The organism is Leclercia sp. UBA5958 (assembly GCF_002430365.1).
In the GTDB taxonomy this organism is placed as follows: Bacteria; Pseudomonadota; Gammaproteobacteria; order Enterobacterales; family Enterobacteriaceae; genus Enterobacter; species Enterobacter pneumoniae.
In genome coordinates, this window is sequence record NZ_DJCE01000012.1 from 84,632 (window position 1) to 98,116 (window position 13,485).

Annotated in this window: 14 protein-coding genes; 3 read left to right on the forward strand and 11 right to left on the reverse strand. The window is 59.6% G+C overall.

Annotated elements, in window-relative coordinates; genetic code table 11:
- Positions 1-13 precede the first annotated feature (13 nt).
- Entirely contained in the window at positions 14-745 is a 732-nt protein-coding gene (locus B2Q93_RS18705; RefSeq protein ID WP_040077577.1) for a response regulator, read from the forward strand.
- Here B2Q93_RS18705 and B2Q93_RS18710 read toward each other — a convergent pair.
- From B2Q93_RS18710 to B2Q93_RS18735, 6 genes are all read right to left on the reverse strand, one after another.
- Positions 710-1,753, reverse strand: a complete 1,044-nt coding sequence (locus tag B2Q93_RS18710; protein ID WP_286934043.1) for a carbohydrate kinase family protein — start codon at positions 1,751-1,753, stop codon at positions 710-712. The genes B2Q93_RS18705 and B2Q93_RS18710 overlap by 36 nt on opposite strands.
- A complete protein-coding gene (locus tag B2Q93_RS18715) occupies positions 1,753-2,613 on the reverse strand; it encodes a ketose 1,6-bisphosphate aldolase (RefSeq protein WP_286934045.1) in 861 nt (286 codons plus the stop codon). The genes B2Q93_RS18710 and B2Q93_RS18715 overlap by 1 nt, the downstream gene beginning before the upstream one ends.
- 10 nt (positions 2,614-2,623) lie before the next feature.
- Positions 2,624-3,310, reverse strand: a complete 687-nt coding sequence (locus B2Q93_RS18720; RefSeq protein WP_286934047.1) for a D-lyxose/D-mannose family sugar isomerase — start codon at positions 3,308-3,310, stop codon at positions 2,624-2,626.
- Positions 3,311-3,430: 120 nt separating this feature from the next.
- The gene (locus tag B2Q93_RS18725) at positions 3,431-4,372 is read right to left on the reverse strand and encodes an ABC transporter substrate-binding protein (protein WP_046885513.1); all 942 of its coding nucleotides are present in this window, start codon (positions 4,370-4,372) and stop codon (positions 3,431-3,433) included.
- Between the two features lie 31 nt (positions 4,373-4,403).
- Complete coding sequence (locus B2Q93_RS18730; RefSeq protein ID WP_040077573.1) at positions 4,404-5,399, reverse strand: ABC transporter permease subunit; 996 nt, start codon at positions 5,397-5,399, stop codon at positions 4,404-4,406.
- Positions 5,400-5,401: 2 nt separating this feature from the next.
- The gene (locus B2Q93_RS18735) at positions 5,402-6,916 is read right to left on the reverse strand and encodes a sugar ABC transporter ATP-binding protein (RefSeq protein WP_046885512.1); all 1,515 of its coding nucleotides are present in this window, start codon (positions 6,914-6,916) and stop codon (positions 5,402-5,404) included.
- Positions 6,917-7,152: 236 nt separating this feature from the next.
- On the opposite strand from B2Q93_RS18735, the gene B2Q93_RS18740 reads away from it, so the two are divergent.
- Together B2Q93_RS18740 and yjdP are read left to right on the forward strand one after the other, a co-directional pair.
- Positions 7,153-9,435 (forward strand): ATP-binding protein, encoded by a 2,283-nt coding sequence (locus B2Q93_RS18740; protein ID WP_286934050.1) that lies wholly within the window; start codon positions 7,153-7,155, stop codon positions 9,433-9,435.
- A gap of 69 nt (positions 9,436-9,504) precedes the next feature.
- Positions 9,505-9,825 carry a DDRRRQL repeat protein YjdP gene (gene yjdP / locus B2Q93_RS18745; protein ID WP_040077571.1) on the forward strand — a complete coding sequence of 107 codons (321 nt, stop codon included), beginning with the start codon at positions 9,505-9,507 and terminating at the stop codon, positions 9,823-9,825.
- A gap of 93 nt (positions 9,826-9,918) precedes the next feature.
- On the opposite strand, the gene phnP is transcribed toward yjdP, so the two are convergent.
- From phnP to phnL, 5 genes are read right to left on the reverse strand one after another with little or no spacing between them, the layout of a single operon-like run.
- Entirely contained in the window at positions 9,919-10,677 is a 759-nt protein-coding gene (gene phnP / locus B2Q93_RS18750) for a phosphonate metabolism protein PhnP (protein WP_040077570.1), read from the reverse strand.
- 12 nt (positions 10,678-10,689) lie between these two features.
- Positions 10,690-11,124: an aminoalkylphosphonate N-acetyltransferase gene (gene phnO, locus B2Q93_RS18755; RefSeq protein ID WP_286934052.1), complete on the reverse strand. Its 435-nt coding sequence runs from the start codon at positions 11,122-11,124 to the stop codon at positions 10,690-10,692.
- Positions 11,117-11,668, reverse strand: coding sequence for a ribose 1,5-bisphosphokinase (gene phnN / locus B2Q93_RS18760; RefSeq protein WP_154298836.1), 552 nt, complete (start codon positions 11,666-11,668; stop codon positions 11,117-11,119). Before phnN ends, phnO begins: the two co-directional genes overlap by 8 nt.
- Complete coding sequence (gene phnM / locus B2Q93_RS18765) at positions 11,665-12,801, reverse strand: alpha-D-ribose 1-methylphosphonate 5-triphosphate diphosphatase (protein ID WP_286934054.1); 1,137 nt, start codon at positions 12,799-12,801, stop codon at positions 11,665-11,667. The genes phnN and phnM overlap by 4 nt, the downstream gene beginning before the upstream one ends.
- The gene (phnL, locus tag B2Q93_RS18770; RefSeq protein WP_046885508.1) at positions 12,798-13,478 is read right to left on the reverse strand and encodes a phosphonate C-P lyase system protein PhnL; all 681 of its coding nucleotides are present in this window, start codon (positions 13,476-13,478) and stop codon (positions 12,798-12,800) included. Before phnL ends, phnM begins: the two co-directional genes overlap by 4 nt.
- Positions 13,479-13,485: the final 7 nt, after the last annotated feature.

Below are 13,485 nucleotides of genomic sequence, written 5' to 3' on the forward strand. Positions count from 1 at the left end.
ACGGAACTGTGCGATGAAACCCGCGATCCTGGTCGTCGATGACGATACCGCCGTGTGCGAACTGCTGCAGGATGTGCTGAACGAGCATGTCTTTACGGTGCATGTGTGCCATACCGGCCATGAAGCCCTGCGCCTGGCGCAGAGCGACGCCTCCATCGCGCTGGTGCTGCTGGATATGATGTTGCCTGACATCAACGGGTTGCAGGTTTTACAGCAGCTACAAAAACAGCGTCCGGCGCTTCCGGTCATCATGCTTACCGGCTTAGGCAGCGAATCGGATGTGGTGGTGGGGCTGGAGATGGGGGCCGACGACTACATCGGTAAGCCTTTCAATCCCCGGGTGGTGGTGGCCCGGGTCAAAGCGGTGTTACGTCGTACCGGGGCGCTGGCCGCCGAGCCGGTCGCCGTTCGTCACGGCGGTATCAGCTTTAACGGCTGGACGCTGGATACCCAACGCTGCGAACTGAGCGACGCCCAGCGCAGCGTAGTGCCGCTTACCCAGGGAGAGTACAGCCTGCTGCTGGCGCTGACGCAAAACGCCCGCCGTGTGCTGAGCCGTGAACAGCTGCTGGAGCTGACGCATAGCGAAAGCGCCGACGTGTTTGACCGCACCATCGATGTGCTGATTATGCGTCTGCGGCGCAAAATTGAGGTAAATCCACATCAGCCGCTGCTCATTAAAACCATCCGCGGGCTGGGCTATGTCTTTTCAGCCGATGTGCTGGACGGCGACCGCGCCGCTTAACCCCTGACGATGCTCATCAATAAACTGCTGTAACTCCGGCAACGTTTTCGCACCGTCGATAGCATTGGCCGCCAGCAGGCTGGCGCGAGCGCAGGCGTGGGCCAGCAGGATACTCTCCTCCAGCGGCCGCGACTCATGGCAACCGTATAAAAAACCGGCGCAAAACGCGTCGCCCGCCCCCACGCTACCGATGATCTCTAATTGCGACAGCCGCCAGGAGGGGATCCAGCGCCCCTCCTGACCGGGCTCTTGCCCCCATGCGCCTTCCGGGCAGTGAATTACCAGCCGCTCGTTGACCCCTGCCGCCAGCAGCCGCGCGGCCGCCTGGGCGATATTGGCCAGATCGGGCGTATCCTGGCTGTCGCGCATCTCCAGTCCGCTGAACTCCCCCGCTTCCAGCTCGTTAATGACCAGATAATCAACGTGACGCAGGGCAGGGCGCACCAGCGGCTGATAGCGTGGGTCGCCCTTGCGGGAGACCAGGTCGAGGGAGGTTTTGAAGCCCCGATCGCGCATTTGCGCCAGCAGGCGAGCCCCGCGGGTACCGAACGACGCGTCCGGCATGTCCAGGCTATCCAGCAGCAACAGATAACCGAGGTGAAAGATTTTCAGGCTGTCGTCCAGCCGCTCGAAGGCCGGAAGATCCAGCAGACGATTGGCGCCGGGAGAGTGGAAAAAGGTGCGCTGGCCGCTAGGGTCGGTCATTACCTGCGACATGGATGTGGGGGCAAAGCTGGTACGCTCTACCCGCTGGCGGTTGACGTGATACTGGTCGAGCATCGCCATAATGTAATCGCCGTCGTTATCTTCGCCAATCAGCCCCACCGCCTGCAAAGGCAGGCCTGTGTGCATTTTTGCCAGCGTAAGAAGGACGTTGAGCGGAGCGCCTCCGGTGGCGCGCTCGCTGTGGGTGATCTCTGCCAGCCAGCCGCGCTCTGGCCAGTTGACGACCTGGTGAACATGATCCACCAGCATATTGCCTGCGGCGATAATGCCCTTGCGTTCCATCAGGCTTGCCCCGCGCTGCCGAAGATACGCATCTGCTCAGCCACGGTGTCGGCGATCGCCTCTTCAATGCCCAGCAGCAACTCTGCGAACTCGTCATAAATCGGCTGTCGGTTGGCCATCCGCTGCTCTACCGAGGTCAACGCCGCCTGCGACATACCGGTATAGAAATTGATTTTATGAATTCCCAGTTCGATGGCACGGCGGAAATCCGCATCGCTAATACCGGAACCCCCATGCAGCACCAGCGGCAGACCGGTCTGCTGGCGAATGGCGTCGAGCCGGGCGAAATCCAGCTTCGGCTCACCTTTGTATTTGCCGTGCGCATTGCCGATCGCCACCGCCAGGGCATCGATACCGGTTTGATCGACGAAATCACGGGCGAGCCGCGGATCGGTAAAGAATGCTTCATCCGCTTGACCGTAGATCGCGCCCCCTTCATCGCCTCCCACGGCTCCCAGTTCGGCCTCTACCGACACCCCAACCGCATGGCACATTTTCACCACTTCGCGGGTCTGGCGAATATTCTCCTCGTAGCTGAGGGTGGAGCCGTCGAACATCACCGAACTGAATCCTAAGCGCAATGCCCGCACTACCGCCTCAAAATGGAGGCCATGATCGAGGTTAAGTACCACAGGGATATCATGTCGGGCAGCTTCGAACCTTACCGCTTCCACCAGCGAGTCGAGGGAGAGATACTTAAAATGCACTTCGGCGATGTTGATAATAAACGGGGAGTTTTCTTGCCTGGCGGCGGCAAACAGCGCCCGCAGGAAATGGGAGTCGAGAACGTTAAACGCCCCCAGGGCATAGCGATGCTCACGGGCGTGAGCCAGCCCGTCGGCGAGAGAGATTAATGGCATGGTTCACTCCTTACAGGCGAAACAGGTTGTACTCGTTGCACAGCACCAGCACGGCGGACTCGTCCTCTTCGACAGGGTTGTAGCGGGCTAATGGCTGCAAAAAGTGGTTATCGTGTTCATCGTCATTGACCGATGACACCTCGCCAACCAGCACATCGCCAAAGCCGCGCTCGCCCCAGAAGCTGTGATACAAACCCGGCGTCAGGCAGATGCTCTCGCCAGGCGTCAGGCGTAGCTGGCTTCCCGGTGCATGAGTCTGGATGTTGCCGTCGATAACCACCGTCACGTCGGTGTTTTCGGTCTCTTCGTGCCCGTCCGCATTCCACAGCTCGATAATTAAATTTCCCCCACCGCGGTTAACGATGTCTTCGCGTTTTCGCCAGTGGAAGTGCATGGGGGTAACTTGCCCGTCGCGGACGTGCATGATTTTTTCGGCGTAGCACTTCTCATAAGGCACGCCGTTGGGTGAACCGTTGCGCAGGGTAAACAGCGTCAGCCCTTGGGCGTAAAAGTTATTGCTGCCAAAGGTTGTCACGTCCCAGCCCAGTTTCAGGTCAAATACTTCACGCCAGGCGTGGCGATCCAGCTGTTGCCACTGGGTGGGGGGAAAGCTGGCGAAAGGGGGTAAATGCACATTGTGCATAGAGAAAAATTGCCGCGTGTGGCCGAGGATTTCGTTTATGTCGGAGCGTTTCATGGGGACTCCTTGAATGATGTGCTGTCCCCCTCACCCCGACCCTCTCCCTCAAGGGAGAGGGAGGAAAGCTCCCGCGGCCTTCAGGCGGGAGAGGGTGAGGGGAAACAGGCCGCACAACGGTTACTTCACCGTCCAGCCTTTGTAATTACCCACACTGTTCTTATCAATCATCGTGACCGGGATCAGCACCGGCTCTTTTGGTGCCGGTTTGCCCTGCAGGATGTCATAGCCAATCTCGACCGCTTTGGCCGCCATCACCTGCGGGTCCTGCGCCGGGGTTGCCACGAACAGCGAGTTCTCCCGCTTCAGCGCCTCTTCCGCATCCGGGCTGCCATCCACCCCCACGATAAAGAACTCCTTACGCTGTGCCTGTTTTGCTGCCAGATCGGCGCCGATCGCCGTAGGATCGTTTATCGCGAAGACCCCATCAATCTTCGGATTAGCCGCCAGCAGGGAGGTCATCACCTCCAGCCCGCCTTCGCGGCTCCCTTTGGCGTTCTGGTTATCGGAAAGCACTTTGATATCCGGATGACGCTTGAACTCGGTCTGGCAGCCTTCCACGCGGTTTTGTACCGCAGAGACCGGCGGCCCGTTGATGATCACCACATTGCCTTTGCCTTTCAGGCGATCAGTAATGTATTTGCAGGCCATCTCCCCCGCCTGGGTGTTATCGGAGGTGATGGTCGCGTCGGCACCTTCTGCCGCCACGTCAACCGCGACCACAATAATGCCCGCCTCCTTTGCCCGCTTCACCGCCGGGCCGATACCCTTAGAATCTGCGGCGTTGAGAATGATCATGTCGACCTTCGCCGCAATAAAGTTATCAATCTGCGACACCTGTTGACCGAGGTCGTAGCCGCTGGAGACCAGCGTCACTTTCACGTTATCCCCCGCCAGTTTGCGCGCTTCCAGCTCGGCGCCTTTGGTGATCTGTACAAAGAACGGGTTGGCGAGGTCACCTACCGTCACGCCGATGGACTTCAGTTCTTTCGCCTGCACAAACGGCGTTGCGGCAAGCAGTGCGCCGGCACAGAGCGCGGTAACAAGAGGTTTTAAACGCATACTTTTTTCCTCGATTCGTAGGGTATTGTTGTTATGCACTTTGATGGTGTCGGGTACGGTATTTATCGATCAGCACTGCAATGATGATCACCGCCCCTTTGATCACCAGTTGCCAGAAATAAGAGACCCCCATCAGGGTCATGCCGTTATTAAGCGTGGCGATAATCAGCGCCCCCACCAGAGTGCCGGTGATGGTGCCAATGCCCCCCACAAAGCTGGTTCCGCCGAGGATCACCGCCGCGATGGCGTCCAGCTCATAGCCGGTGCCCAGGTTGCCGTTGGCGCTGTAGAGGCGGGAAGCGCTCATCACGCCACCCAGGCCAGAGAGCAGGCCGCTCATGCCGTAGACAAACAACAGCACCATCCATACCTTGATGCCGGTTAAGCGCGCCGCCTGCATGTTGCCGCCGACTGCGTAGATGTGTACCCCCAGGGTGGTGCGGCGCAAAATAAACCAGCAGACGACGATCACCGCCAGCGCGATCACCACCAGCCAGGGCACCGGGCCGAGATAGTTATTGCCGATCCATTCGAAGTTGATATTGGAGTTGATCACCGTCGTACCGTCGGCCAGCAGATAGGCCGCTCCGCGCAGCGCGGTATAGGTACCCAGGGTGACAATAAAGGGCGGCAGTCCGGCGAAGGCCACCAGCGCGCCGTTAAACAGCCCCAGCACCATGCCGAGCATCAGCGCCGCCGGCACCGACAACATGGCGAACTCCGGGATTAGCGAGACCACCATCGCCGCTACCGCGGTGGTACCCAGAATCGAGCCCACCGAGAGGTCAATGCCGCCGGTCAAAATAATGAAGGTCATTCCCGCTGCCAGCACGATGTTGATCGACGCCTGGCGGGTAATATTCAGCAGATTACTCTCGGTAAAGAAGTTGGGGGCGATAAAACCAAATACCGCCACGATCAGAATCAAAATCGGCAAAATGCCGATGGTTTGCATCAGATCGCCCATTAGCATTTTTTTGGCGGAGGCCGATTTGGCCACCTGCTGCGGAGTGTTGGAGTGCGTCATGGTTATACCGCCCGTTGATGAGAGTCGTTAACGCCGGTTGCCAGCGTCATGATGTTTTCTTGCGTGATATCCCCGCCGTGCAACTCACCCGCAATGCTGCCTTCACGCATGACATACACCCGATCGCTCATTCCCACCACCTCGGGTAGTTCGCTGGAGATCATCAGGATCGCCACCCCTTTGCGGGCCATCTGGTTCATGATCCGGTAGATCTCACTTTTGGCGCCGACGTCCACACCGCGCGTAGGTTCATCGAGGATCAAAATGCGCGGGCCGATAGCGACCCAGCGGGAGATAAGCAGTTTTTGCTGATTGCCGCCCGACAGGCCACCCGCCCGCACCTGTGAGTGGGGGACGCGGATATTGAGCAGGGCGATGGCATCGTCCGAGATCGACTGGGCTTTTTTGCGGTTTAACATTCCCCAACTGGCATCGCGCTCGAGCGTCGCCATGGTGATGTTCTCCTGGGCTGCCAGTTCCAGGAACAGCCCCTGTTCTTTGCGGTTTTCGGTTAAAAAGCCGATGCCATGGTCGATGGCCGCGCGAGGGGAGTGAATGACCACCGGCTCGCCGTCCACCTCAATCATGCCGCCGGTGGCCTTGCGCACCCCGAAGATCAGCTGCGCCAGCTCGGAACGCCCCGCCCCGACAAGCCCGGCCAGTCCCACGATTTCTCCGGATCTTACCTGCAGGCTGCACGGCTGTACTTTGCCGCTGTCGGTCAGGTGATGAATGTTGAGCCGCGGGCTGCCGAGAGGGATATCCCGCTCTTTGTTAAACAGATCGCTGAGAGGCCGGCCCACCATCATGCGCACCAGCTCCGGGGCGTTAAGCCTGTCGCGGGTCAGGCTACCTACGTATTGCCCGTCGCGCAGCACGCTGACGCGGTCGGAAAGCTCGTACACCTCTGCCATGCGGTGGCTGATGTAGATGATCGCCATCCCTTCATCGCGCAGGCGCATAATGAGTTCGAACAGGCGGTGAGTTTCGCGTGAGGAGAGGGCGGCGGTGGGTTCGTCCATCACCAGGATGCGGCTATTGCGGTGCAGGGCGCGGGCAATCTCCACCTGCTGCTGCTCGGCGATGGTCAGCCTCATCACCAGGTCGGTGGCCTTGAACTGGGCGCCGAGACGGTCAATTACCGCCTGCGCCTGGGCGGCCATCTCTTTGCGCTGCACTAACCCGCCGCGTGACAGTTCGCTACCGAGGAAGATGTTTTCCGCCACGGTGAGGTTGGGGGCCAGCTGCATCTCCTGGTAGATCAGGGTAATGCCTGCGGCCAGCGCATCCTTCGGCCCTTTGATATGAAACGGCTGACCATCAATCAGGATCTCACCGCTGGTGGCGGTATAGGCGCCTGCGAGGATCTTCATCAGCGTGCTCTTCCCGGCGCCGTTTTCGCCCATCAGGGCATGGATTTCGCCGGGGAAAACCGTCAGATCCACACCCTTAAGCGCATGGAAGTTGCCAAAGGTTTTGGCAATGTTGCGCATCTCTAAGACCGGGGTCCTGCTCATGGCGGCTCTCCTGAGGGGGTAGATATCCGCACTTCATCACACCCTGATAAATGCAAAATGTCAGAAGCCATTCATATTTGTCATAGTTATGAATAAGTAATGTGGATCACATTTCCCCTCACCCTAACCCTCTCCCCGCAGGGGAGAGGGGACCGCACGGTGCATGCCTTTCCCCCTCGCCCCTCTGGGGAGAGGGCCGGGGTGAGGGGACAAAAAACGCCGAGGAACCTAACCCTATGTCATCACGCCGCCCCTCGTTTTTTGCCAGCGCCCGCGGCCGCCTGCTGATCTTCAATCTACTGGTCGTCGCGGTAACGCTGATGGTAAGCGGGGTGGCGATACTCGGGTTTCGCCACGCCAGCCAGATTCAGGAACAGGTGCAGCAGCAGACGCTGGACGACATGACCGGCAGCATGAATCTGGCGCGGGAGACGGCGAATGTGACCACCTCCGCAGTACGTTTATCGCAGGTGGTAGGCGCGCTGGAGTACAAAAGCGAAGCGGAACGGCTGAAGCAGACGCAAACGGCGCTGCGCCGCTCGCTGGAGACGCTGGCAGCGGCGCCGCTGGCCCGCAAAGAGCCTGCGCTGGTGGCGCGAATTATTGAGCGCAGCAATGCGTTGCAGCAAAGCGTCACCGGGATGCTGGAGCGCGGCCAGCGCCGCCATCTGGAGCGCAATGCGTTACTGAGCGCACTCTGGCAGAGCCAGAGTTATTTACGACACCTGCAGGATATTAACCGCCGCTTTGGCGGTAACCAGCCGGATGGGCAGTTACTGAGCGAGATGGCGCGGTTACTGATCGCGGCCATCGAAACCCCCTCTCCCCGGGCGACCATACAGCAACTGGAAGCGGTGATGGCCTCGCTGCCGCACACCGCCGCACAGCCTCTGGTTAATTTCGTGCTGCCGGACTTTAACGCCGAGTTACGCAGACTGGCTCCCTTATCCAGGCAACTGGAGGAGAGCGATCTGGCCATTAGCTGGTATATGTTCCACATCAAGGCGCTGGTAGCGATATTGAACAGCGACATTAATCTCTATGTGGAGCAGGTGGCGGCGGCCTCCGAACTGCGTACTCGCCAGAGCCACCAGGAGCTGCGCTCAATCAGCCTGTTTATCACGGCGTTTGCCCTGCTGGCGCTGGTGATCACCGGTTTTGCCGGCTGGTACATCTATCGCAATCTGGGGTCGAACCTGACGGCGATCTCCCGGGCGATGTCACGCCTTGCTCATGGTGAGCAGGAGGTGTCGGTACCCGGTCTGCAACGCCGGGATGAACTGGGGGAACTGGCGCGTTCGTTCAGCGTCTTTGCCCGAAATACCGCCTCTCTGCAGCACACGACCCGGTTGCTGAAGGAGAAGAGTGGCCAGATGGAGATTGACCGTATCGAACGTCAGGGGCTGGAAGAGGCGCTGCTGCATAGCCAGAAGATGAAGGCCGTCGGGCAACTGACGGGCGGACTGGCGCATGATTTTAACAATCTGTTGGCGGTGATTATTGGCAGCCTGGAGCTGATTGACCCTGCATCGCCAGAGGCGTCACGGGTGGGGCGCGCCCTGAAAGCGGCGGAGCGCGGGGCGCTCCTCACGCAGCGCTTGCTGGCCTTTTCGCGTAAGCAGTCGCTGCATCCACGGGCGATAGAGATGAAACCGATGCTGGAAAACCTGGGGGAGCTGATGCGCCACTCGCTGCCCGCCACGCTTTCGCTGGACATCGAAGCCCAGAGCCCGGCATGGCCGGCGTGGATCGACGTCAGTCAGCTGGAAAACGCCATCATCAATCTGGGGATGAACGCACGCGATGCGATGGAGGGGCAGAGTGGCGTGATTAAGATCCGCACCTGGAACCAGCGCGTGACCCGTAGCGACGGGCGGCGACAGGACATGGTGGCGCTGGAGGTTATCGATCATGGCTGCGGCATGTCACAGGCGATCAAAGCCCAGGTATTTGAGCCCTTCTTCACCACCAAACAGACCGGGAGCGGCAGCGGGCTGGGGTTGTCGATGGTCTATGGCTTTGTGCGTCAGTCTGGCGGGCGGGTCGAGATCGAGAGTGCGCCGGGCCAGGGCACCGTCGTCAGGCTGCAGCTGCCACGGGCTACCCAGCAGGCAGCGATCCACAGCGAAACGACGCATGCTGAAGCGGCACCGCACAGTGACCAGCTGGTACTGGTGCTGGAGGACGAAGCCGATGTGCGTCAGACGTTGTGCGAACAGCTGCATCAACTGGGTTATCTGACCCTGGAGGCTGAAACCGGCCAGCAGGCACTGCAGATGCTGGAGGCCTCGCCGGATATTGAGATCTTTATCAGTGATTTAATGCTGCCTGGCGCGTTAAGCGGCGCAGAGGTGATCAACCATGTTCGCGTCCATTTCCCCCACCTGCCGCTGCTGCTGATGAGCGGCCAGGATCTGCGCCCAGCCCATAACCCTGCGCTGCCCGACGTGGAGCTGTTGCGTAAACCTTTTACCCGCGCTCAACTGGCACAGGCGCTGCGGAAGGTGACGCTGAATTGAGATTCCTCCGCTACTCGCGTTATCGGCCTTTCATTACCGTAAAGCCAGCCCCTTTGCGAGACTGGCTCTATGAAACGTTACTCTACCGCCCTGATATTTTGCCTGCTGTCTTTCACCAGTCAGCTGGCGCATGCCGATATTGTTGATGACGCCATTGGCAATATTCAGCAGGCGATCAACGACGCCTATAACCCTAATAGCAACCGCAACAATGATGACGACGATCGTTATGATCAGAGACGGCGTAGCGACAGCCGTCAGTATGACGAGCGCCGCAGGCAGCTAGAGGATCGTCGCCAGCGCCTGGATGAGCGTCAGCGCCAGCTTGATGATGACAGGCGTCGCTTAGAGGATGATGAGCGCAGGCTGGAAGAGGATTATGACCGGTGACATTGTGCGGTCTGATGCCCTCACCCCGACCCTCTCCCACGGGGAGAGGGAGGAAAACCGTTCCAACCCTCTCGTACGGGGAGAGGGAGAAAACTAGTCCAGCGCCAGCACCATCCCGTCATACCCTGCTTCAAACCCTTCCGGTAGCGGGTTATCCATCATCCACACGTCGAATTGATGACTAATGTGGGTGAGGATCACCTGCGGACAGCCAATGACCTCATTTAGCGCAATCACGGTATTTAAATCGCAGTGGTTGCGCGGCGCTTCATCGCGCGGTGCGTGGCTGCAGTCGATGATAATCACCTGCGGTTGGTTATTGAGTAAGAACTTGACCGTTTTCTCGGGCAGCGTGCTGGTATCCGAAAGCCACGCTACGCGGCTATGGGCGCTCTCCAGCAGGTAGCCAAACGTGAGTTTTGAGTGGTTAAGCGGCAGGGGCGTGACCCGCAGCCCCTGGAGTTCAAAAACCACAAAGGGCTCAAGCGTATGGCTAAAATCCAGCAGTCCAGGGTGTTTAAACAAATCGTCGCAGCCCGCGTCGTCCGGCGGGCCGTAGACCGGTATGGTCGCGCCCACGCCCCAGCGAAGCGGGAACAGCCCCTGAACGTGATCCATATGGTAATGGGTGAGGAGAAATTGCTGGAAGCTGCCCGCGGGCCAGTCATCCATCAGCTGCGGGATCCCCGCATCCAGCAAGGTCACTGCGTCGTTGAATTTGACCACCGCGCTACAGGGACGGCGGCGGTACTCCTCTTGCAAGCGCGCCCGACGACACGCCATGCAGTCGCAACCAAACACCGGTACCAGCTGGGCACCACCGGTGCCTGTCAACGTAATCGTCAAACTCATCACTCACCCTCTCTACAGCGGTTTGGTGAAGCGAAAATGGCTCTGCGTATAGCCTTCACGAAGGTAAAAACGGTGAGCGTCGGTGCGCTTCACGCTGGTGGAGAGCTCTGTCAGTTCCGCTCCCGCCTGGCGGGCAACCTCCTCGGCCCAGGCCAGCAGCTGACTGCCCACCTTCAGGCCGCGCGCCTGCGGCATCACCACCAGCTCCTGGATCTCGCCGATCCAGCGGGCGTGATGCAGATGAAACTGCATATGCAGGCCGATCATGCCGATGACATGCCCGTCCAGTTCGGCCAGTTGATAGCGCATATTGTGATCCTGAAGATTGGCAAGAAAACCGGCGTGAAACGCCTGGTGATCGAACTCGGCCTGCTTCAGTTCGCAGATCAGGGCGTAAACCGTCTGGGCGTCGTCGGCGGCGGCGGGGCGAAGATGGCAGTCAGGCATGCAGTTTCTCCTTTTGACGGATAAGCGATAAGAAGGTACCGACTGACTGTAGCAAACTTCCGTCGTTATTGAGGAGATGGCAGTCCGCTGGGGTATAGCGCGCCGCGCGCGCCAGTCGCTGCTCTATCTCATGATCCGACTCGCGTCCCCGGCTTTGCAGTCGGCTACGCAGAATCTCTGGCGACACCTGCAGGCAGACGGGCATCAGCGCCGCTTCATAGCGGGCACGAGCCTGCGGCAGGTGGGCGCGTGAGCCATTGACCAGCACGTCAAACCCGGCATGCAGCCACAGGTCAATCTCAATTCCGACCCCGTAATAGAAGCCGTTGGCGTGCCAGCTCAGCGCCAGCAGATTTTGCCCGGCGCGGGTAAAAAATTCCTGCTCGCTGAGGGCAATATGATTTTCACTCCCGGCGTTGGCCGCGCGAGTAATGTAGCGATGCGCCACCAGCAGTTGGGTATGTTCTTGCTGCCGTAACGCCGACAATAAGCTGTCTTTACCGGAGCCCGAGGGGCCCATTAACCAGATAAGTCGTCCCATCAGAACACCCGTTTACCCTGACGCCAGACGTGGTCGATATGGATGTGCTCGCCTTTGCGATGCGCCAGCACCAGATCCGCCCGTTTGCCCTCGGCAATGTCGCCCCGATCGTGAAGATTGAGCGCCGTTGCCGGGTTTTTTGTCACCAGGCGAATGGCCTGAGACAAGGTGAAACTATTGCCTTCGTCATCCGCCACGCGAAAAGCCGCGTCCAGCAGGCTCGCCGGGTAGTAATCGGAAGAGAGAATATCCAGCAGGCCAAGGGATGCCAGTTTGCTGGCCGCCACGTTGCCGGAGTGCGAGCCGCCGCGCACGATGTTAGGTGCCCCCATCAGCACATTCATGCCGTGCTGGCGCGAGGCGTCTGCTGCTGCAAACGTGGTAGGAAATTCGGCGATCACGCTGCCAAGTTGATGAGATTCGCGTACATGCTCGGGCGTGGCGTCGTCGTGGCTGGCCAACGCGATGTGACGATCCCGGCACAATGCGGCTATGGCGAGGCGATTCGGCTGAGACCACCGTGCTGCAAGCTGAAGCTGCTCTTCTTCGTAGCGGGCCATCTCTTCGTTGTTCAGAGAATATTTGCCCTGGTAGTACTCACGGTATTTTTCAATATTGGCGAACTGACGCTGGCCGGGCGAGTGATCCATCAGCGAGACCAGCGAAACCGGCTCGCGCTCTACCAGCTTTTCAAAGAGCGGCAGGGTGGTGTGGTGCGGCAGTTCGCAGCGCAGATGCAGACGGTGCTCGGCACGGTTCAGGCCGCGTTTCTGGGTCTCTTCCACGGCGTTGATCATCTTCTCCAGATTCTCAAGACGATCGCCACCGTCGCGCACGTCGCCAATTGCCACCGCGTCCAGCACCGTGGTGATGCCGCTGGCGACCATCAATGCGTCGTGGCTGCTCATCGCCGAATGGGCGGGCCAGTCGACTTTCGGGCGCGGGGTGAAAAATTTATCCAGATTATCGGTATGCAGCTCAATCAGCCCCGGCAGCAGCCAGCCGCCGTCGCCATCCATCGCCTCCGGGGAGCGGCTCTGGGTTTCGGCAAAGGCGCGGATGATGCCCTCCTGAAGTTCAACCGAGCCATCAACGACCTCATTTTCCAGCACCAGTTTGACGTTATTAATAATCATGCGTGGGTCCCCATCGGGTGCAATCTGTCTGCGACGCGATCGCGTACGGCGTCGTCGTGGAAGATCCCGACGATCGCTGCGCCGCGCGCTTTGGCCTGTTCGATCAGTTCAATTACCGCTGCGCTGTTTTTGTTGTCGAGCGAGGCGGTGGGTTCGTCGAGCAACAAAATGGGATAATCGACGATAAACCCCCGGGCAATGTTGACGCGCTGCTGTTCGCCGCCGGAAAAGGTCGAGGGGGCAAGGTGCCACAGGCGCTCCGGCACGTTCAGGCGCGTTAGCAGGCTGGCGGCTTTAGCGGCGCAGGTTTCACGCGGCACGCCCAGATCCAGCAGGGGCTGTATCACCACATCCAGGGCTGAGATCCGCGGGATCACCCGCAGGAACTGGCTGACCCAGCCGATCGTTGAGCGACGCACCTCCAGCACTTTGCGCGCCGGAGCCTGCACCAGATCCACCCACTCGTTGTGATGGCGAATATGAATGTGGCCTTCGTCCGGCAGGTAGTTGGCATACAGGGAGCGCAGCAGGGTCGATTTTCCGCTGCCGGAGTGGCCGTGCAGCACCACGCATTCGCCGTTGCTGACCTCCAGCGAGGCGTGTTGCAGTACCGGCAGGCGCACGCCGCTTTGCTGGTGGAGCACAAAGGTCTTACTCACGTTTTCTACGCGGATCATGTTGGCC